This is a genomic window from Streptomyces sp. NBC_00433 (assembly GCA_036015235.1).
In the GTDB taxonomy this organism is placed as follows: Bacteria; Actinomycetota; Actinomycetes; order Streptomycetales; family Streptomycetaceae; genus Actinacidiphila.
Genome location: CP107926.1, coordinates 5,509,226 through 5,529,595 on the forward strand (window position 1 = coordinate 5,509,226; position 20,370 = coordinate 5,529,595).

The 20,370-nt window shown below is 68.4% G+C and carries 13 protein-coding genes and 3 pseudogenes; 12 read left to right on the top strand and 4 right to left on the bottom strand.

What is annotated here, in order from left to right:
- Nucleotides 1-98: 98 nt before the first annotated feature.
- Nucleotides 99-482, bottom strand: a complete 384-nt coding sequence (locus OG900_23630; GenBank protein ID WUH92804.1) for an ATP-binding protein — start codon at nucleotides 480-482, stop codon at nucleotides 99-101.
- Between the two features lie 897 nt (nucleotides 483-1,379).
- On the opposite strand from OG900_23630, the gene OG900_23635 reads away from it, so the two are divergent.
- The 7 genes and pseudogenes from OG900_23635 to OG900_23665 all read left to right on the top strand — a co-directional run bounded on the left by OG900_23635 (nucleotide 1,380) and on the right by OG900_23665 (nucleotide 7,030).
- A complete protein-coding gene (locus OG900_23635) occupies nucleotides 1,380-1,712 on the top strand; it encodes a helix-turn-helix domain-containing protein (protein WUH92805.1) in 333 nt (110 codons plus the stop codon).
- Between the two features lie 263 nt (nucleotides 1,713-1,975).
- Nucleotides 1,976-2,581 (top strand): hemolysin III family protein, encoded by a 606-nt coding sequence (locus tag OG900_23640; protein WUH95888.1) that lies wholly within the window; start codon nucleotides 1,976-1,978, stop codon nucleotides 2,579-2,581.
- An 875-nt stretch (nucleotides 2,582-3,456) separates the two neighbouring features.
- Nucleotides 3,457-3,660: a cold-shock protein gene (locus OG900_23645; GenBank protein WUH92806.1), complete on the top strand. Its 204-nt coding sequence runs from the start codon at nucleotides 3,457-3,459 to the stop codon at nucleotides 3,658-3,660.
- A 336-nt stretch (nucleotides 3,661-3,996) separates the two neighbouring features.
- Nucleotides 3,997-5,523 (top strand): DEAD/DEAH box helicase, encoded by a 1,527-nt coding sequence (locus OG900_23650; protein ID WUH92807.1) that lies wholly within the window; start codon nucleotides 3,997-3,999, stop codon nucleotides 5,521-5,523.
- Nucleotides 5,524-5,592: 69 nt separating this feature from the next.
- Complete coding sequence (locus tag OG900_23655) at nucleotides 5,593-5,901, top strand: SCO5918 family protein (protein ID WUH92808.1); 309 nt, start codon at nucleotides 5,593-5,595, stop codon at nucleotides 5,899-5,901.
- Between the two features lie 421 nt (nucleotides 5,902-6,322).
- Nucleotides 6,323-6,526, top strand: coding sequence for a cold-shock protein (locus OG900_23660; protein ID WUH92809.1), 204 nt, complete (start codon nucleotides 6,323-6,325; stop codon nucleotides 6,524-6,526).
- A gap of 119 nt (nucleotides 6,527-6,645) precedes the next feature.
- A pseudogene (locus OG900_23665) lies at nucleotides 6,646-7,030 on the top strand (transposase).
- Nucleotides 7,031-7,700: 670 nt separating this feature from the next.
- Here the strand turns inward: OG900_23665 and OG900_23670 are convergent.
- Nucleotides 7,701-8,203, bottom strand: a pseudogene (locus OG900_23670) (IS5 family transposase).
- Nucleotides 8,204-8,279: 76 nt separating this feature from the next.
- Nucleotides 8,280-9,965, bottom strand: coding sequence for a polysaccharide lyase family protein (locus tag OG900_23675; GenBank protein ID WUH92810.1), 1,686 nt, complete (start codon nucleotides 9,963-9,965; stop codon nucleotides 8,280-8,282).
- Between the two features lie 418 nt (nucleotides 9,966-10,383).
- On the opposite strand from OG900_23675, the gene OG900_23680 reads away from it, so the two are divergent.
- The 3 genes and pseudogenes from OG900_23680 (at nucleotide 10,384) to OG900_23690 (ending at nucleotide 11,786) form a co-directional block, all read left to right on the top strand.
- Nucleotides 10,384-10,908, top strand: a complete 525-nt coding sequence (locus OG900_23680; GenBank protein WUH92811.1) for a hypothetical protein — start codon at nucleotides 10,384-10,386, stop codon at nucleotides 10,906-10,908.
- A gap of 30 nt (nucleotides 10,909-10,938) precedes the next feature.
- Nucleotides 10,939-11,238, top strand: a complete 300-nt coding sequence (locus tag OG900_23685) for a hypothetical protein (protein ID WUH92812.1) — start codon at nucleotides 10,939-10,941, stop codon at nucleotides 11,236-11,238.
- Nucleotides 11,239-11,277: 39 nt separating this feature from the next.
- Nucleotides 11,278-11,786, top strand: a pseudogene (locus OG900_23690) (contact-dependent growth inhibition system immunity protein).
- Between the two features lie 362 nt (nucleotides 11,787-12,148).
- Here OG900_23690 and OG900_23695 read toward each other — a convergent pair.
- Nucleotides 12,149-13,957, bottom strand: coding sequence for a ricin-type beta-trefoil lectin domain protein (locus OG900_23695; GenBank protein WUH92813.1), 1,809 nt, complete (start codon nucleotides 13,955-13,957; stop codon nucleotides 12,149-12,151).
- A gap of 1,628 nt (nucleotides 13,958-15,585) precedes the next feature.
- Between OG900_23695 and OG900_23700 the strand changes: the two genes are divergently transcribed.
- Nucleotides 15,586-17,775, top strand: coding sequence for an Ig-like domain repeat protein (locus OG900_23700; GenBank protein WUH92814.1), 2,190 nt, complete (start codon nucleotides 15,586-15,588; stop codon nucleotides 17,773-17,775).
- 614 nt (nucleotides 17,776-18,389) lie between these two features.
- A complete protein-coding gene (locus tag OG900_23705) occupies nucleotides 18,390-20,333 on the top strand; it encodes a hypothetical protein (GenBank protein ID WUH92815.1) in 1,944 nt (647 codons plus the stop codon).
- Nucleotides 20,334-20,370: the final 37 nt, after the last annotated feature.

The window sequence follows — 20,370 nt, forward strand, 5'->3', positions numbered from 1 at the left end:
CCGCGCGAAGGTCCGCAACGAACACCAGCAACGCTGGGGCCGCCTACGCCCCAAAGCTGCCTAACCAACCCCGGTAACGTTCGTGGTCAACGCCTTATCTAGCGGGCGAGTAGTGCGCTGACGGCCTTGCCACCGGGCCTCTGACGGGTGACCGCGGTGGCGCGAGCGAGGCGGTTGACCATGGGCCAGCCGAAGCCTCCGGTGTCGCCATTCAGGTCGGGGGTGCGCATGCGCGGCGCCTGCGGGCTGCGGTCGCGCACGTCCACCTCGATGCTGTTCGGGTGCGCGGTCAGCTCCAGGGTGCAGGTGCCGCCGCCATGGCGCAGGGCGTTGGTGACGAGCTCCGAGACGACCAAGACGACCGTGTCGGCAGCCTCGGCTGCCATCGCCGGCTGTCCGAGCCCGTCGAGGAAGTCCCGGACGCTCTCGCGTGCGCCGGCGACGGATGTCGCGGAGCGGACGGAAGCCACGTTGACGATCATCGCGTCACCTGGTCTCTGGGTCGTCAATGCCCGGTCCTGCCTGCCCCAGGCTTGTGCCCCGGCCTATGGTCCGTTGACCCGGCAACCCGGCGGTGACGGCCTCGCCCTCTCCCATCGCTGTTCGAGGTCGATTACCTCGCTGCCGAACGCGCAAAAATCTATGTTGGCCGGAGTAGACATCAGGCGGTTGCCTGGTTATGGTTTCTCTCGTAGCCGAGATCGAGCAGGGCCCGGCAGGGACGAACTGCCGGGAAGCAGTACAGGCAGGTGAAGTACGCAGGACGGTGCGGTGGTGGAGTTCCGAAGCCAGAGCGGTTGCCTGACGGCGACGGGGCTGACGACCGGACCGGGTGGCCCGTAGTGATCAGGGGCCGCCGTGAGCAGTAGCGCAGTCGCAGTTCAGTGAGTGCAGTTCGCAGTGCCCAGCAGTGAAGTCAAGAGAGCAGTACCTCGGTAAAGGCGTCGGCTGCGGGCGCGCGTACCGGGAGGTTCGGCAGTGGGGTTCCAAGCCAGGGTAGACGCAAGGCAGGCGACGGGGCTGGCTGCCGAAGAGTGGCGCTGTCGTAGGCCACTGAGCAGTTCGCATCACCAGCAGTAGGCAGTGCGCAGTACTCCGTTTGATAAGTGAGTGATTCCAGAGGGAAGAACGGAGGAGCCGAGCGCCATCAGGATCGCCCGGGCGGAAATCTTGAGCCCGGGTACCGCAGGACATCGATAGTGAGGTGGTCTCCGGTCAAGCAACCGCGATCCCCGCAAATGCCGCTACCCCCCCTGCGGCGATGCGGACACAGTAGGCCGGTGCAGTACCAGGGCCGGCAGATGGTGTAGCTGTTCCTTCGGGGCCTTGGTGCCGGTATGGCACCAAGGCCCCTCCAGCGTGTTCCACAGAGAGGTGCGATGACAGCAGACGATTCGTTCAACCGGCTCGATGACGACGACTACCCCGCCTACACCATGGGGCGGGCCGCCGAGATGATCGGCGCCACGCAGGGCTTCCTGCGTGCCATCGGCGAAGCCCGCCTGATCACCCCGCTCCGCTCAGAAGGCGGCCACCGACGCTACTCCCGCTACCAACTGCGCATCGCCGCCCGAGCCCGCGAACTCGTCGATAACGGCTTCCCCATCGATGCCGCCTGTCGCATCGTCATCCTCGAAGACCAACTCGAAGAAGCCCAGCGCATCAACGCCGCACACCGCCGCACCGCATCCGAGGACAGCACCGGCAGCTGACCCACAGCTCGCGGCAATCGCAATCCCACATCCTTCCGATGATTTCCTCACATGAGTGCATGTTCACTGAAGATGCCCAGCCGCCGACACACGGACGGAAGCCCCCGTACCGCTCCGGCGCTACGCCCGACACCCGCCGCACCCCGGCGGCTGATGCGCCTGCCGGCACAACCGGCCGACTGACGGCCGGGCGGACAGCCTCCGGTCTGGAAGCCCGGGTGGAAGGTGCGGTGGAGTCGGCGGCGGCCGCGCTGAAGCCGAGAATGCGCGGCTGGCTGCACGCCGGGGTGTTCCCCCTCTCGCTGGCCGGCGGCATCGTCGTGATCGCCGTTTCGCGCTCGGCGGCGGCAGTGGCGGCCTGCTCGGTGTTCGCACTGTCGGCTTGGCTGCTGTTCGGCACCAGCGCGGTCTATCACCGCGGGGACTGGGGACCCCGCGGGGAGGCGGTCCTGCGGCGGATGGACCACGCGAGCATCTTCCTGATCATCGCCGGCACCTACTCCCCGCTGGCGGTACTGCTGCTACCCACAGGCCCGCAGGTGGTGCTGCTGGCCCTGGTGTGGGCCGGGGCCGGCATCGCCTTCCGCATCTGGTGGATCACGGCACCGCGCTGGCTCTACACCCTGTGCTACATCGCACTGGGCTGGGCAGCCGTCTTCCACCTACCCGACTTCGCGCGCACCGGCGGCACCGCGGTTGTCGTACTCGTCATCGCCGGCGGCCTGCTCTACACCGCGGGCGCAGACGTCTACGGACTCAAGCGCCCCGACCCCTGGCCCCGCTGGTTCGGATTCCACGAGGTCTTCCACACGCTCACCATCGCCGCGTTCACCGCGCACTACACCGCCATCCTCCTGGCAGCCACATGACCAGGCGGGCCACTGGTCTACCGCAAGCCACAGCCGGGGAAGTCCTCCGCGGGCTATGACCCAGCTCGGCTTCACCTGCCACGGCTTTCCCCAGACCGCCGCGGCCTCGCCGCCGTCGAGGCGCCACAGCCTGTGCCCGCCTCCTCTTGAGCGCGCCGCGGCCAGGCCGGGCCCCGCCTCGTTGGCGGTGTTCAGGAAGGCCACTGCGTGGTTGAGTCACAAGGCAGCCGTCCATGTGTCGGCTCGTACATCGGGATGCAATCGGCAGCACCGTCTCCGCCGACGCGATGCTCGCCAAAGCCGTAGGTGACGGATCCGCTCGGGCCGCCCCGCCGGAGTTCCGCGCGCACGTCGCGTCGTTCTTCTGACGGCGCTCAACGCCTCGGCGCTCGGTCCTGAGGCAGCCCGGCGCCGTTGGGCCTACCCGCTCTGGGCGACTCTGTCGCCGGCGCACCAGATATCTGACTTCCCCGTTGCTCGGTGCCGTTCCGCCGGCGATCTCCACCGACGTTTCTACGGGCCGTGGCGCGTGGAGTGGCAGGCGCCGCTGGGGTCCTGCGCCCCCTTCTGGAGCGGAGTGCACCTGGGCGGACGTGGAATAACTGATACCGCGAACACAGAAATACCAGCAGACTGACCGCAGTCTTATATCTCTCTGACGGCACAGCAATCAGAGGTCGGAGGCATAACCGCTGGTGGCATGCTATGGTTTTCCCCAGTTGCAGTTGTGGTTCCCAAAGACTTCAAGTGCCTTCACTGTCGTAAGCAGTGAAAGCACTTTCGTATTTCCGGTGCATTCCGGATGGGGCGATCATCGCGGCGACGCGGAGTCCGCACAGTGCGGGTTCCGGGCACTGCCCCGAAGGAGATTTGACATGGCTACTGGCACCGTGAAGTGGTTCAACGCGGAAAAGGGTTTCGGCTTCATCGAGCAGGACGGTGGCGGCGCTGACGTGTTCGCCCACTACTCGAACATCGCCGCCTCCGGGTTCCGCGAGCTGCAGGAAGGCCAGAAGGTTTCGTTCGACGTCACGCAGGGCCAGAAGGGCCCGCAGGCCGAGAACATCGTTCCTGCCTGACGCTTGACGCGTAGCGTAGGCCGGGGCCCGTACCTTGGGGTGCGGGCCCCGGCCTATTGCTTTCCCCTGTGGCCCCCGATGCACTGTGGTAGCCCGCGCGCCTTTCCGGCCGCCGCCCGCCCGGAGGAGCACCGCCTGCCACACCGGGAAGAACAGCCCCTGGTCCACCATAGGGGCGTGTGAGTACCGCTTGTGTCCGCGGGAACAACCGACAGCTCTTCCTGAGATCCGGTCGGCCGCTTCGTACATTCACTTTCATCGGTTCGTTCTTGTGTTCCTTATGCGGCTCGTGCCGCCGAGGATTCCTCGACGCACCGCATCGAGGAAAGGTTCTCCGTGAACCGCACTGTTCGCTCGACCGACCGCTATTCCCGCACCCGCTCCCCCGGCGCCGACCGCGGTGGTTACCGCGGCCAGGCCCCGAGCCGTTCCGGTGGGCCGTCCCGCTCCGGCGGCTACGGCGGCCGGCGGCCCTCGGCCCCGCGGGGCGAGTTCGCGCTGCCCGTCACCGTCACTCCGGCCCTGCCGCCGGTAGAGACCTTCGCGGAGCTGGACCTGCAGGCCTCGCTGCTGGCGTCGCTGGCCACGCAGGGAATGGCCGTACCGTTCCCGATCCAGGCGGCCACGCTGCCCAATTCCCTGGCAGGACGCGACGTGCTGGGCCGCGGCCGTACCGGCTCCGGCAAGACCCTTGCCTTCGGCCTGGCCCTACTGGCCCGCACAGCGGGTCAGCGCGCCGAGTCCCGGCAGCCGCTGGCACTGGTCCTGGTCCCGACGCGGGAGCTTGCCCAGCAGGTCACCGACGCCCTTGCTCCGTACGCCCGGGCCCTGGGGCTGCGGATGACCACGGTCGTCGGCGGCATGTCCATCGGCCGGCAGATCGGTGCGCTGCGGGCGGGAGCCGAGGTCGTCGTGGCGACCCCCGGACGGCTCAAGGACCTCATCGACCGCGGCGCGTGCCAGTTGCACCAGGTCGGCGTCACCGTGCTGGACGAAGCGGACCAGATGGCCGACATGGGCTTCATGCCGCAGGTCACCGCCCTGCTCGACCAGGTGCGCCCGGGAGGTCAGCGGATGCTGTTCTCCGCCACGCTCGACCGCAACATCGACCTGCTGGTGCGCCGCTACCTGAACGATCCGGTCGTCCACTCCGTCGACCCGTCCGCGGGCGCGGTCACCACGATGGAGCACCACGTCCTGCACGTGCAGAACACGGACAAGCACGCCGCGACGACCGAGATCGCGGCCCGCGACGGCCGGGTGATGATGTTCCTCGACACCAAGCACGCCGTCGACAAGCTCACCGCGCACCTGCTCCACAGCGGTGTCCGGGCGGCGGCACTGCACGGCGGGAAGTCCCAGCCGCAGCGGACCCGTACGCTCGCGCAGTTCAAGACCGGTCACGTGACCGTGCTGGTGGCCACCAACGTGGCGGCCCGCGGGATTCACGTCGACGACCTCGACCTGGTCGTCAACGTCGACCCGCCCGCCGACCACAAGGATTACCTGCACCGCGGCGGACGCACCGCCCGCGCCGGCGAGTCCGGCCGCGTCGTCACCCTGGTCCTGCCCAACCAGCGACGCGAGATGACCCGCCTGATGACGACCGCCGGAATCACCCCGCAGACCACCCAGATCCGGTCAGGGGAAACCGAACTGCACCGCATCACCGGGGCCCGCACCCCTTCCGGCGTGCCCGTCACCATCACCGAGCCGGTCGTCGACCGCCCCAGGCGCAGCACGTCCGCCGCCTCCGCGCGCGGCCGTCGTAGCCGTCCCGCCCAGGCCCGGCGCTCCACCCGTCCGACCCTGGCCACGACGGAAACCTCAGGCCGCCGGCCCGCCCTCCGTCCGGCGGCCTGAACGCTCCTGGAGCGCGCTTGTTCAGGCGAACCGGCTTCTGCCTCATCCCCCTCTCCTCTGCGAGGTCCCATGCGCTGCATCATTGCCCGCTTCGCCTTCGATCTGAGCAAAAGCGGCGTGCAAGCGTCGATGAAGGGCATCAAGCCCGAGGCGATCATGGGTGAGTACGTGATCGTCGGGCGTCGCCACTACCCCGTCAAGCAGGTGGGGCAGGTGGTCACCCGACAGGACCGCCGCGACTTCAGCGCCGCCGAGGTGACCCGCGCCCTTCTCAGGCTCGGCTTCACCTGCCGCAGCGCCGCCCCGGACGCCCCTGCCGCTGCCCCCAGCCCGCTCCGGACAGCGCAGCCGCTGTTCGGTATCCCCATGTCAGCCTGATGCGCGGGGAGAACCCGTTCTTGCGGCACGCGACGTTCGCCTGGCTTCGAGCAGCAGGCGCCCGGATCCCCTTTGCCTCAAGCGCGGAGATCAGTCCTCGGTCTGGCGGAATGCGGGGGAAAGGCTGTGCCGGGCTCCCTGTTCAACAGGTCGCCGACCGTATTCCGCATGCGAACGCTCAGCCCCGTCGGCTGCGGCAGGCATCAGGCCCTACCGGCGGTGCTCAAGGACGGCGATGCGGCAGTCTGCCTCGACGCATGTGCCCGCGTCCGCCGGCCGTAGGCCCGCACCGGCGCGGGGTTGGCAGCGCGATTGACGACTCATTCCCTCCTTGCCACCGGAGTACAGACGAGAAATTGCCCCAGAGATTCCGAGTACGCGAAATCTCTTGCCGCACGCCGAGCGCGCAGGAAGGTACGAGATGGCTACAGGTACTGTGAAGTGGTTCAATTCTGCGAGAGGATTCGGCTTCATCGAGCAGTCAGGCGGAGGTGATGACGTCTTCGCCCACTACTCGAACCTCGTCAACGACGCGCTCCCTGGGCTGACCGAAGGCCAGAAGGTACATTTCGACATCGCGCAGAACCCAAAGGGTCTGTACGCAGAAAACATCACCTTCGACTGATGCCGCGCCACCTGGATTACCTCTGGGGATCTTCAATGGCTGAGGTTACGGCGGCTCGAAGTCAAGGCCGGTCTTGGCGATGAGGCCGGGTCGGTACTGAATCCGATTGACCGCCGCTGCAAGCCCCACCGCACCAACGCGCGCTCGTCGGTCCGGTGTACCTGCGCAAGCACGACACCCTGGCCCAGACAGCTGCCGGCTTCGGCATCTCGGTCGACACCGCCCACGCATCGGGATCTGCGGACGCCAGGGTGTCCCCGTCCTGGCCGACCGTGCCTACCAGGGCGGCGGCCCCTGGGTCACCACCATGCGCAGACGGCCGCCTGGCGGCCAGTTGTCCCCCACACAGCAGACAGTCAACCGGGCACTGGCCGCGTCCCGGGCACCTGTCGAACGGGGTATGGCGCTCTGAAGTCCTGGCGGATACTCCGAAGATCCCGGATCAGCCCGAACCGCATGACGTCAGTCGCCAAGGCCGTCTTCACCCTGGAGAGGCAGCGCTGAAAATGCTCAGTCGGTGCCGACGGCCTAAGCTCCGTGTTGTGGACCAGGATTGCTACAGGTCGGGTGCTCGGAGTGATGCCAGGCGATATGGCTACGCCCGGCGGGTTGGCAGTTACCGACAAGGGTCTCCGCGCTGAACGGCGGGCGGCTGGGAAGCCATCCGAGGGCTGGCTGCCGCGCCTGTGCGATGGGGGCGTGGCCCCGACCGGTGGACAGCCGGTGGACAGACGCCTTTGGACAGTGCAGCACGGGGGAGTACGACCCAACCCGGTGCACCGGTTCTGATCAGCGAAAACATCACGAGGCGGCACCACGCGGCACCACGCAACATGATCGCTCACGGTCTCGTAATGCGTAGGTCAGGTCTCGGGTTCGAATCCCGAAGGCGGCTCCCGAGAAGGCCAGGTCAAATAGCCCGTGACCTGGCCTTTTGGCATTTCTGGGGCATGCCGCGTCACGCGGCCGTGGTGCCGCGGGATGGCTTGCGTGAGCGATGTGTGAGCGGAGCGGTTTTCGATCTACGTTTTGGGCCTCTTCCGTTTGCCCTTCTTCTTGGCTCTGGCCTGGGCTTCCTTCGTCTTCTTGGCGGCCTTTCGCGCCTGCTCCGCCTCGGCCCTGCGATGGTGCCGTCGACCCTCCTTGCGGACGTTGCACTCGCCCACCGCTGGAGCCGACAGCGTGGCCCGCGCCGGCTGCGGATGGCCGGTATCGACGCGACCAGGGGCTGGAGGGCGAGGCTGTCGTGGGTGTTGGCCGCGGAGATGGCGACCGCGACCGGCAGGCCGGACCGGTCGGTGATCAGGTGGATCTTCGATCCGTTCTTGCCGCGGTCGGTCGGATTCGGTCCGGTCAGGGTCCCCCTTTGAGCGCCCGCACGCTCACCGAGTCGACGGCGAAGCGGGACCAGTCCAGCTCGCCGCGTGCGCCGGGTTCGTCCAGGACGACCCGGTGCACACGGGCCCACACCCGCTCGGCGCTCCAGCGCGCGAAGCGCCGGTAGGCAGTCGGCCAGGCCGGCCCGAACACCGGCGGGATCTGCCGCCACGTGCAGCCCGAGGTGGCCACGAACACGATCGCGGCCAGACACTCACGGTCCCCGGCACGCCGGCGACCGCCTCCCTGCGGGCGGGTCGCCACCGTCTCGGGCACCACCCGCCGGAACGACTCCCACATCTCATCCGGAACCAGCCGCTCAGCAAGACTCGTCACGCCCGATGCAACGACCCGAGCCCGCCAAAGGAAAGTACGTCTAAGCGAGCAGTTCCACCACGTCGAAGGAGTAGCCGGGGCTGAGGTAGCCGGTGCCGGTCGAGCCGCTGACCGCGTCGATCCGCAGGACGTTCCAGGCACTGGTGTCGGCCTGCCAGGCGCTCGCAGGCACGTCGTAGCTGTAGGTGTAGTTGTTGCCGCGGTACGAACCCACCGTCAGGGAGCGGGTGGACGGCTCGGTGGCCGCGGCGGGGATGGCCGACGTCCAGTTGTTGACCGTGATCCGCGGCCGGGCGTGGGCGTACGCCGTGGTGATGCCGATGTTGATCGTGTGTGCGGCGGCGGCCTGAGCAGCGGTGAGCTTGAAGTAGATCAGCAGGCCGTTGTTGACGTCCGCCCACTGGTAGCAGGGGAAGCCGCCGGCGGTCGACGTGCCGACGATGAAGTTCCCGGTCCAGGACGCGGCCCGGGGGTCGGAGGGGTGCATGTATGTCATCAGCGAGGCATTCTTGAAACCGGTCGGAGCGCCGTCCCAGTCGCCGATCCGCCAGATCGCCTCGGCGCCGCTCGGATCGCTGACGGTGAGGGTGTGCAGTGCTGTGGTGGCTCCGGCGGTCACGGTGACGCTGGTGGTGTACACGGCCAGTTCGCCCTTGTAGACGGTGAGGGTGTACGTGCCTGGCAGCATCCCGGAGCAGGAGAAGTAGCCGGTGTTCGCGGCCGCCTTCGCCCAGTACTGCGCGGCGCTGTTGGCGAAGCCCACGGTGTAGGCGTAGCCGGACGCCATGCCCGAGATGCCGACCCCGGCGACCCTGCCGCGCCCGCCGCTGCCGACCCAGCCGGCCAGGCCCAGTCCGTCCACCCAGGAGGTGTCGATGGCCGAGTGGTAGAGGGAGGACGCGGGCGCGCCGCCGTCGGTGAAGGCCAGCACGTAGGGGCCCTGCAGGCCGAACCGCTCCGGCTCGGTCTGGTTCTCACCGTAGTAGAGGATCTCGTACAGGCCGGCACCGCCCTCGTTGTAGTGCCGCATCAGCGAGCGGTAGAAGGGGCCGCCGGACGCCTTCTCGTGATTGCTGCGCACCATCCACATGCCGACCGAGCCGGTCGACCAGCCGATGTAGTCGTAATCGATGACGCGCTGCCCGGAGTAGTGCTTGGAGCGGGTGGTGCCGTCCGACTTCCGGTAGATGTCCTGGGCCTCGATCACGGTGTCCGTGGTGGCGTTCCATGAGTCGGGGTTGCTGTTGGGGAAGCGGCCGGGCGGGACGCGGACGATGTAGCGGGTGACGGTCACCGAGTCGTCGGCCTTGTTCGTCCACATGTACACGTTGTTCTCGCCGCTGCGGGCCGCGTAGCAGTGGCGCAGAGTGCCGTGCACCACGGTGATCAAAATCGTTCCCGAGGTCTGGCGGATGCTCACCGACGAGCTGCCCAGTCCTGACTCCACCTGCGAGTTCTGGCCGTTGTAGCCCTGGTACTGGGTGCCCCGGTACACCAGTGAGGTCAGGTCGCCGTTGTTCTTGGCGACCTTGAACACCAGGTTCGCGCCGGTGTCCACGACGTAGTGGGTGCCATCGTCCGACCAGCCGAAAGCCGCCGCGTACGCAGGGGTCGCGGCGCCCGCGGCCAGCGTCCCGCCCAGCCCGAGTCCGGCGGCGCCGGCTCCGAGCAGGAACCGCCGCCGGTCCAGTGGGAGATGTGCGCGTGCCACTTCGTGCTCGCTCATGGTCGATCCGCCTTCTGTGGGGGGAGGTGGCAGAAAATTGTTAACGCTAACATCAATGGCGCCCCGGGTCTCGTGTCATTAGTTACGCCCGCGTGCCGAGGGCTTGTCAATGGAGGAGTTCGGCCAAGGGCGACGACCGCGCAGGGGTGGCGCCGACGCGTTGGGACAGGCTGGTGAAAAGCGGTCCCCCCTTGGGCCGGCTGACCCGCTGGCGACGAGGGACGGGGCCGACCCGCAGCAGCCGGTAGCCCTCTTCCCCCGTCGGCAACCGCCCCCTTCCGTCCGGGCCTGTGGTCCGGAGGGAAGGGGGCGCGGGGTCGACCGCCGATATTGCCTGAGGGACCGCGTACGTCTTCACCAGGGCGGGGACGTCCCGCTGCCGGGTCGGGGACTCGAAGGGGCGCGGTGTGTACGTACGTTGTACGAGGTCGCGGCGCAACTCCGCGCCGCGGCCGCGGTGCTGGATGCGGACCGTGAACTCCCTGTCAGGGGCGTCAGGGCGACGCCCGAGCAACTGCGGGAGATCGCCGGGCACGTCATCGGCTGGAACGTCGGACGGGCACAGCGCCTGGCCGACGTCACGCCCACCAGCGCCGAGCCGGCCTTCCGTTTCCCGCAGTTGCTGAGCATGCTGGTCATCTACTACGGCCAGGACGGCATCGCGCTGGAGGACGACGAGCTCAGCCCGCGCCAGGGCCTCCAGATCCCGACCGACGACTGGCACCCGCGGTGTCTGTGGCACGTTCCGCAGGTGGCCGCGGAATGCCAGGAGGCGCTCACCCTCTTCCAGACCGAGGAGGCGTTGGAGCGGTTCTTCGAGGTGGAACACGTCGTCGGTACCCCCGGCCCGCCGTGGCTGGAGTGGCTGCCGCTGATCATCGACGTCTTCGGCGAGCACATGCGCGCCGAGCACCCGCCGCGCCGGGTGTACAAGAACCGCTGACCCGCCCCGACCTGCGAGAGGCAGCCGATCATGCGTACCCGTACCTCCACCTGTCCCGACCGGGAGACGGATCAATGGTGCACCCAGCAGGTGATCACCCGCAATGAGCAGGTGATCCACCGCCGGCTCGCGCAGGGGACGCGGCAGCGGGTGACGCTGGAGGCCGCGTGGCCGTCGCGGGAGGAAGCGGTGGGGCGGGTGCTGATCGACGCGATGATGTACGCCGGGCGGGAGCCGTTCGACGTGCGGGCCGCGCGGGTCGTGCTGCGGCGGGAGGCCGCGAGCGAGCACGGGTTCGTCGTGCAGGCCACCTTCCCGGTGTATCTGTGAGCCCTCACGCCCCCGTCCGCCCGCACCCGAGGAAGGCCGCTGGTCATGGAGCCGCTGCAACACGACCGCAGCTACGGCGAGTTGGACCAGGTGATGCGCGCGTACCTGGGGCAGCCCGCCGACGACACCGACGACACGCCCGGGGCCGCGCTCCAGGCGTATCTGCGGCACACCTGGCACACCCGGCCCTGGGTGTGGCCACCGCCGAGCGCCAGCTCAGGGAGTACGCGCGCAGTCCGGCCGGGCGGCTGCGGCACGAACCGGGCGAGTTCTACCCGGTGCCCGACACCGGCGTCCCCGGCCCCGGCATCCAGGAATGGCTGCTCCGGCTCGCCGACCACATCGCGCGCAGCGTCAACGAGGGCGCCGTGCCGTCGCCCGGAATGCCCCGGACCCCCTGGGAGGGGCACGCCCGCTTCCCCGAGCTGGGCCAACTTCTCGGCAGCTGGTTCTCGCAGGACATGCCCGACGAGTTCGACGACCATGACGCAGCCCTCGCCGACTACCTGTCCGGCACCCACCCCGCCCTGATCGCCGCCTTGACGGGCGGTGGACACGGGTGCAGACGGCGTGAAGAGCGTTGGACGAACTGAGCGTGTCCGCTTCGGCCTGGCGCTCTCGGATATGGCGGCAACGGAGCTGCGGAGGCTGCTGGGTGCGCGGCCGAAGCGGCCCGCCGGGCGGTCCGGGCCCTGCCCGACTCCGCGGGCCGGTGCGCAGGTCGCCGGGCTGACCGGCATGACCGGCCACCCAGCGGTACCCGGATCATCGTCCGGCGCGAGCGCCCGCACCCCGGAGCACCCCGGGGGCGGCGCGGGCGCTCCCCGGCGCCTCCCGGGGGTCCGGGCCGGCGCCAGGGAGCGGTGGTTCGAGCGGTGGTGCGGTGTGGGTTACCCGCGGCGGGAGGCCGTCACCCCTGGGTCCACTTGTAGGTGGCGATGGCGTGGGCGGCCAGCGAGTCGCTGTACCTCTCGCCGTTCCAGCTCGTGGTGAACGACTGGGTCGAGCCCGAGGTGTTGTACACGACCAGCGTGATCGAACCGTCGGGGTTCTTGAACGCCACGTTGTCCAGGTTCGCCGTGGTGGTCGAGGCGATGCGCTTGGCCCCGGGCACCACGAACTTGCTGAAGTGTCCGACCGAGTAGTAGGCGGCGTTGTAGGTGACGTTCCCGGTGCTCTGGTTGATCGTGACGAGCGGCGTGCAGCTGCTGCAACCGCCGGGGATCACCGGACCGTTGTTCTGGTCCTGGGCGATGTTCCACATCGTGGCGGCCCGTGCCCAGTTGCGGCTGCTCTGGATGAAGGTCTCGATCGCGTTCTGCGGGTCGATGCCGTCGGAGCACTCGGTCTCGTAGTTGTCCTTGGACGGCACGTCCGTGTGCATGGTGGACATGGCGCCGAGGTTGCCCGCGTAGCAGTGCCAGGAGGTGCCGGCCAGGTACTTGCCGGCGGCGGCGTCCTTGATCAGGGGCTCGGCGTAGCTGTTCAGCAGGTTGGTGTTGAAGTCGGTGCCCAGCACCTTCGGTGTCAGATTCGCCTGCGCCAGCGCCGGGCCGAGGTTGTTGGCGACGAAGCTCGCCTCGGCCGGCTCGCTGAACTCCATTCCGGGGTACGCGGTGGCGTACGTCGGTTCGTTCTGCGGGGTGATCGCGTAGATCGGCACGCCCTGGGCGTTGTAGGCCTGGAGGAACTTCACAAAGTACTGCGCCAGCGGGCCATAGCTGGAGGAGAGCAGTGTCCCGGCGTTGTTGAGGTTGTTCATCTGGCCGTTGGCCTTCATCCAGCCCGGCGGGCTCCACGGATTGGCCATGATCTTGATGGCCGGGTTGAGCGCGGTGGCCTGCTTCAGGTCGGGGATGATGTTGGTGAGGTCGTGCGCGATCGAGAAGTTGGCGAGCGCGGGGTCGGGCCGCGTCCACTTCTGGTTGTTCGCGTTGCCGCACGTCCACAACTGGACCAGGGTGCCGTTGGCGGTGCCCGCCCCGCTGGCGTCCAGGCACAGGCCGGACTGCACCGCGGTGATGGTGCCGTTGACGTTGAGTTTCCACTTCTGGTTGTCCGCGCCGGTGCAGGTCCACAGGATCACCTTGGTGCCCGGCGTGGTGCCCTGGCCGTTGGCGTCCAGGCACTTGCCGGCGATACGCAACTCCGACGCGCTGGTGTAGGAGTACTGCTGGTTGGCGTTGCCGGCCGAGCAGTCCCAGATGTACTGCTGCACACCGTTGGCGGTGTTGCCGGTGTCGTCCAGGCAGCGGCCCGAACCCACCCCGACGGTCGTGCCGGTGGAGACCGAGAGGTTGTCGTCGTACGAGTACGGCTGCGCGGTCGCCGAGAAGTCGGACGCGCCCATGGGAACGCGGAGCCAGCTGATGCCGATCCCCTGGCTCGGGCTGAACAGCGCGTTCATCATGTTCGTGTGCGCGGTGCTGTTCAGCTTGGTGGACAGCAGCCAGGCCGAGGAGTCGGTCATCGCGGCGCCGAAACCGTCCATCGTCTGGTACGTCTGCGCGTCGTTGACCGTGATGGTCCCCGCCGCGGACGAGGCTGAGAAGGCGAGGTCGGGCTGCTGCGCCAGGTGCTGGCCGAGGTCCGAGGTGGTCAGCCACTTCTGGACCGGCTCATTGGCCGCCGACGCCGGAGACGCCGTCAGCGTCACCAGCGTCACGATCCCGAGCGCGCCCACCAGAAGGGCGCGGGGTGCTTTTCTTGACGACATCATGGAGCCTCTCTCGATTCGGATGGCGGCGGAGTCCGCACGGCCCTGCCCGTCCGGTCGCCCCTGGCTGCGGACCGGTCGGGGAACATCGCGGCCGCGGGCCGGCGGGTCGCCGTCGCGTCCGCCGGCGCGCCCACGGCACCTTGCGCGGCGGGTTCGCGTGCGGCGGCCGCGCTGTGGGCCGCCGTCCGTGCCCCGCGCCGCAGCCGGCCGTTCCCCTTGGTGTGCGCGGCGGTCAATTCCGCGCGGGGGTCGCGTCGGTTTCACCCCCGCGTTTTCCGCGGTCAGATGGGCCAGGCGTTCTGATGTTCACGCAGCTTCCTTGCGGTGTGTGGGGGAGCAAGGTTTTCGGGTGAATGTGAGCGCTAACAATCGTGTCCGGACGAATCCTCGTCCGCGACGGCGGATATGCTCCAGAACTGACTGCGGCAGCTTGCACCACGTCATCCGCGCTGTCAATAGACCGCGCAGAGGCCCGAGTTGGCCAGTCGAACCCTGCCCGCCGCGTGTGCCCGGCCTTCCGCCGGCCGTGTCGAAGAGCGGTATTCGCTTTTTGCCGACCGCTTTATTGACATCGCGGGGCGGATTTGCTGATCAGGCGTTTCACGGCCCCTTTCCGGGCCTCCCGATTGCCGGATCGGGCTGGGTGCGCGAGCGGGCCTGCCCTGGCTGGACCCACCACACGGCTGTGCCGAAGACCTGTCGGGCGACCGAAACCCCGCCGGCGGGGCCGCTCCCGCGAGCCGGAGAGGAGTCGGCCCGCCGGCAGCGCCAGATCACCGAAAACGACGGACGTGGCCGTCAACGCTCAGCCATGGGCACGCGCGGCCGGTCCGGCCGTTCGGAGCACGCGGGCCGGCCACGCCGCCTCGCCCCCCGAAGGAGGGCTTGCGCGCACGATGGACCGGCCGCCTTGGACCAAAGCCCGTACCGGCCTCCGCGTGGTGGCCGGTGCGGCGGCGCCGCGCGGTGGGATGCCCAAGATGTTCGCCGGCGCCGGGCGATTCAGTGACGGGGGCGGTTCCTGGTGTACGGGGTCGGCCAAGTCAGGGTCGATGGCATTCGAGCGCAGTTCGATGCCTGGCGACAGGAGCTGGAGAACCCGCGTGCGGACAGCACTCGTGCGGAGGCTTCGCGGCCGGATGCTGTGTCTGGAAGAGCAGGAGGGGATCGGCGGGAACATCCGGACAGCGATCACGACCTCAGGCGTTGAGGGTCCCGCGGGGAGCGGCCTTCTTCCTGATGTGCTCCCCGGTATCTGTCGAGGTTCGACAAGAGGTCAGGCGCGCTGTATCGGTGGCCCGAAACCGTCCCGGTGGCCGATCGGTGGCCGGACCGGACGACCTGCCGCCGGAGTGCCCCGGGGACGTGGCCGACGTGGACGCGGCGGCACGGAGCAGGCGGGGAACGGGAGCACGAACACGTGGAGAACGGGCATCGAACGGGCCGAGTGCGCCACCGGCGACCCAAGCGTGTGTTCGTTGACATAGCCGTGTCATATGCTGCGCTCAGCAGCCGCGAACAGCACGCCCGTCCGCACGCACGCACGCATTGCGGCGATCGGCGTAGGAGGTACGCGGCGCTCTCAAACTCCGGCCGTTGCCGGTTTTCCTGTGGGGGGAACACACACTGTGCGTACGCGCAGCATTTCTACCGCGACAGCGCTCGCGGTCACGTTCAGCTCGGTGATCCTGAGCGTCGCCGCGGCGGGTTCCGCCGCCGCGGCGTCGGCAGTGGTCACCTCGCCCGGCGGCATCGTCGTCGACGGCACACTGCACCGGGTCTTCGTCGGCGACCACGCGTCGGGGAAGATCCTGGCCGCCGACTACAACGGCACGCCCGTCGACTCGGTGGGCGGGATCAACGGTGTCTCCGGTCTGACGCTGTCCCAGGACGGGACGGTCCTGTACGCGGCCGCCGAGGGCAACCACCAGATCGTGGCCCTCGACGCCGCCACTTTGAACGTCAAGACCCGCTATCCCGTCGCCACCAACACCGGCCCGCGCTACGTGGCGTTCGCCGCCGGCAAGGTCTGGTTCACGTACGGCGACCAGTGGGACGGCAACCTGGGGTCGGTCGACCCCTCGGTCGACCCGTCCGCCGTCCGCTCGGCCACCTCTTCCGCGGCCCGGTCGATGACCGCGGACCCGTCGGAGACGCCCACCGCGGACCCGGGTGCCGATCCCACGGCCGGTCCGACCGCGGACCCGACAGCCGACCCGACGGTCAGTCCGACCGCGGACCCGACGCCGACGGACACCCCGACGCCCGACCCCACGCAGACGGCGACGCCGGACCCGACGTCGACCGCGACCGCGGAGCCGACGCCGACCGGCACCCCGACCCCGACCCCGACGCCGACACCGGCGAACCCGGTCACGCTCGGGCAGTTCTCTGGCATCTGGGGTCCGGGGATCCTCGACACCAACCCCGCGGTCCCGGGGCTGCTCGCGATCGGCGAGACGGGTATCTCCACGGACTCGATGGCCGTCGTCGACGTCTCCAGCGGCACGCCGCAGCCGACCGCTCGGTACAACCGCGACTACACGCTGAACTCCGGCATCTGGGACATCGACCTGGTCCCCGGCGCCCCGCAGGTGCTGGTCAACGGCTCGCAGCGGGACAGCTACGCGAACGGGAAGTTCAGCCCCGCCGGCACCTACCCCAGCGGGGGGAGCGCCGATGTCGCCGGCGACGGGCTGGTCGCCCAGCTCTCCGGCAGCACCGTGTCGGTCTACCGGCCGAACGCCACCCAGCCGCTGCGCAGGTACAGCCTCAGCGGGACCGGTGCCGCGGTGGCGTGGGCGCCCGACTCCTCACGGATCTTCGCGATCGTGGCGAACGGCACCAGCTACACCCTCAAGGCGCTCACCGACCCGACGAAGAACGTCCCGACCCTGACGGTGGCCGCCCCGGCGAGCGCCGCTCGCGGCAAGACGCTGACCGTGACGGGGAGGCTGTCCTCGACGGTGGCACTGGGCACCGGCATCGCACTCCAGGTCACCCGTGTCGACCTGGCGAGCCCCAGTGGCAAGGTGCTGGGCACCGTGCACACGAAGGCGGACGGATCGTTCTCCTTCACCGACGCCCCGCCGGCCGGCGGCAACGTCAAGTACACGGTGGCGTACGCCGGTGACGCCCTGCACATCCCGGTCTCCGCCTCGGACACCGTCGCCGTCTCGCGCGCGACACCCGTCCTGACGATGACCAACAACGGCAAGGTGTACGACTACGGCAAGAAGGTCGTCTTCACCGCGCACCTCGGCACGACCTACACCAACCGCACCGTCGAGATATGGGCCGACCCCTACGGCACCGACCGGCCGAGCGTGCTGATGCGGAGCGGCAAGGTCGACTCCCACGGCAACATGTCCATCACGCTGGCCATGAACCGGGACACCGCCGTCACCGCCGTCTTCAAGGGCGACGCGCGCTACATCGGCAAGACCGCCAAGTCCACCGCGTACGCCCACGTCCAGGTCTCGGCCGCCCTGTCCCACTACTACCGGACCGGCAAGATCGGCTCCACCTCGTACTACTACTTCCACAAGAACACCGACGCCGTCTCCACCACGTCGATGACCTACTACCGGGGCCGCAGCCAGCTCCTCCAGCTGGAGATCTACTACAAGGGCAAGTGGTACTCGGGAGGCTCCGAGTACTTCGGACTCGGCAGCAGCGGCAAGTCGGCCGTCAACCTCGGCCACGCGGGCGAGTCCGGCATCCGCGCCCGCGTCCGCGCCGCCTACGTCAACGGCGGCTCCGGAGACACCGTCAACACCACCACCTACACGTCCTGGAAGTACTTCATCTTCGTCTGACGGTGGAAGTGCCGCGACCACCCTTCCCGGTCGCGGCACTTCCGGACCCCGCGGCCACAGCGCCGCCGTGGACCCCGGCCGCAACGCGGCCGGGGTCCACGGTGGCACTTCCGGACCCCGCGGCCACAGCGCCGCCGTGGACCCCGGCCGCAACGCGGCCGGGGTCCACGGTCTTCCCGTCCGGGCCGCGCGGAGGGATACGCGGCCGACCCGACCCGGGGCCGGGGTCAGTAACGGGGGAACGGACCTGGGCGGGAGCGGAGTCCGCTGATGATGCCGGGCCGCCAGGACATGAGGTCATCGTTGCGGGTGCACGTGGTGACCCGCCGTCACGCCCCGGATACAGCGGTCCGCGGTGGCCCGGTATGTGGTCGCGCCGAGTCCGGAGGCGTTGGACGCGATCACGCTCGACGGCGACGAGGACATAACGGGCACCCAACCGTCACAATCACCGCAGACCAGCCTCCGAAGGATCGAGGTTTACACGGCATCCGGTAGGGACAGATCGTGAGGTGTCGGGGCGAGGCTGCCACGTGAAGGTGGGCGCCGGGACGTTCCCGACTGAGGCGAAAGAAGATGTGCGAATGGCATCGGGGAACATGCGAAGGGAAGGGGTGAGCCGCAACCCTCTCTCGCCTGTGCGCGATGCCGTGCACGGCCTCATCGACACATCCGACACCGCAGCCGGTTTCGTGTCTCCTGTCATCGACCGCGTCATTCAATCGCGCCCCGTTCAGCGGCTGAGGCGGGTCAAGCAGTTGGGCTTCGCCTCCCACAGCTTCGTGGGAGCGGACCACAGCAGGTACGCGCACGCCATCGGCACCATGCACATCATGCGCAAGCTCCTGCGCCAGGTTGGGGCAGCGGACTCGGAGTTCCTCGCCCAACTCGAAGCCGAGTACAACCGCGTCTACCAACCGGACCAGCCCACCGAGATGGAGTGGCTCTACGAGCACATCCTGATCGCGGCGCTGTTGCAGGACGTGGGCGAACTCCCCTACCAGAGCGCCACTCGAGGGTTCTTCGTCCCCGACGACGACGTCCGCTCCTGGGTCGGTCTGAAGATCGGCCGGGACACCTCGCTCTGGCCGGCCAAGCCGGTCTTCACCCTGGCCTGTCTCTTCGGGCCCGAGATCGATCCCATCCTCGCGCCGCTGAACAGCAACTTCATCGCCTTCCTGATGACGGCCGACTACTGGCCCGACTCCCATCTGGCCGCCGCGTTCCTGCCTGTACGCCACATGCTGGACGGCGAGATCGACGCCGACCGGATCGACTACGTACACCGCGACGCGCACCACACCGTGGGAATGCTCGGAAACTCGGACGACGTCATCTCTGCGGTCATCACCTATGACGACCAAGGCCCCATCTGTTCGGACCCCGCGCCGTTTGCCAACTTCCTGGCGACGCGCGCACACCTGTATTCCACGGTCTATTTCGCACCGCAGAATCGGTTCAGAGTCATGCTGGTCAAGAGCATCCTCAGGGGCGTACGCGAGTCCCAGGAGCTGCGGCAGGCCTTCCCCTTGATCTCGAACCAGTACATGAGTACCGATTCCTTCCTGGAGGTCGACGACGTCCGGTTGGAGGAAGAGATCACCAAGCTCAGTCAAAGCGTCCTCAAGAGCAGGCTGAGCAAGAGATCCGGTTCGGCTCTGGCGGAATTCGCGACGGGCACGAAACTGTACCGGCACTTCTGGCTGCGCGACGTGGAGACAGTGGATGCGCCCGCCACAACGGCTGATGTTCCGGTGCCGCACGATCTCTTCTTCGAGGTCTTCGGGGCCGATGTCCCCCCGAGCAGTGGGGTCCGCTTCTCCATGGAGGGACCCGACGGCGAGGTGGAACTCACGAGCATAGGGGAATGCAACGGCCCTCATTTCGGCGTCACCAGCAATGCACGGGCGACGCTGCCCATCCTCGGCGACGTCCTGGTCTTTTATCCACACAACAGCAAGGGTGAGGACATCAAAGCGGTACGGGCCGCGTACGCCGACCGCACACTGCGAGCCGCCCTGCTGCAGAAGGCCAGGAGCGAGTGGGACGGAATTCCCCCGGACACCAGGAGCCTGAAGGGCTTCCGCGGTCCGACGATCTTCATCTCCTATTGCACCGATGACATCGCGGAGGTGCGGCGCCTGGTCTCGCAGCTGCATCACTTCCGGCGACGCTACTTCGTCATCATGGAAGCGAATCAGGGGATCGGAGGAACGACGGCCCGCAACAGCATCGACGGTGTATTGAGCACCGATTCGGCAATCCTGGTTGCTTCGCGCTCCTATCAGCAGCGGTGCTCCACCCAGCTGAACGGGAACATCATGCACGAGATCCGCACCATGCACGACAGGCGATCCGCGTCCCCCAGCGACTATCCGGTCGTCCCCGTCTCCATCCACCCTCGTCGCGACGTGACCAACATCCCCTGGACGCTGCTCGGGATGGATGCCCCTCCCTTCACGGGGACGGTCATCGGAAACGCCTCCGACACGGAACTGAGAGCGACGGTAGAGGCGGCCCTGGCCGCGATCGACACGGAGATCGGCAGCCGCCCATGATCCAGTGCCCTCAACCCAATGGCCCTCGTACATGTCG

Bases quoted from the DNA above. Each gene is read 5' to 3' on its own strand.
- OG900_23640 (WUH95888.1), top strand. From the start codon at position 1,976: ATGCGCGGCTGGCTGCACGCCGGGGTGTTCCCCCTCTCGCTGGCCGGC.
- OG900_23635 (WUH92805.1), top strand. From the start codon at position 1,380: ATGACAGCAGACGATTCGTTCAACCGGCTCGATGACGACGACTACCCC.
- OG900_23655 (WUH92808.1), top strand. From the start codon at position 5,593: ATGCGCTGCATCATTGCCCGCTTCGCCTTCGATCTGAGCAAAAGCGGC.
- OG900_23630 (WUH92804.1), bottom strand. From the start codon at position 482: ATGATCGTCAACGTGGCTTCCGTCCGCTCCGCGACATCCGTCGCCGGC.
- OG900_23695 (WUH92813.1), bottom strand. From the start codon at position 13,957: ATGATGTCGTCAAGAAAAGCACCCCGCGCCCTTCTGGTGGGCGCGCTC.
- OG900_23685 (WUH92812.1), top strand. From the start codon at position 10,939: ATGCGTACCCGTACCTCCACCTGTCCCGACCGGGAGACGGATCAATGG.
- OG900_23645 (WUH92806.1), top strand. From the start codon at position 3,457: ATGGCTACTGGCACCGTGAAGTGGTTCAACGCGGAAAAGGGTTTCGGC.
- OG900_23660 (WUH92809.1), top strand. From the start codon at position 6,323: ATGGCTACAGGTACTGTGAAGTGGTTCAATTCTGCGAGAGGATTCGGC.
- OG900_23675 (WUH92810.1), bottom strand. From the start codon at position 9,965: ATGAGCGAGCACGAAGTGGCACGCGCACATCTCCCACTGGACCGGCGG.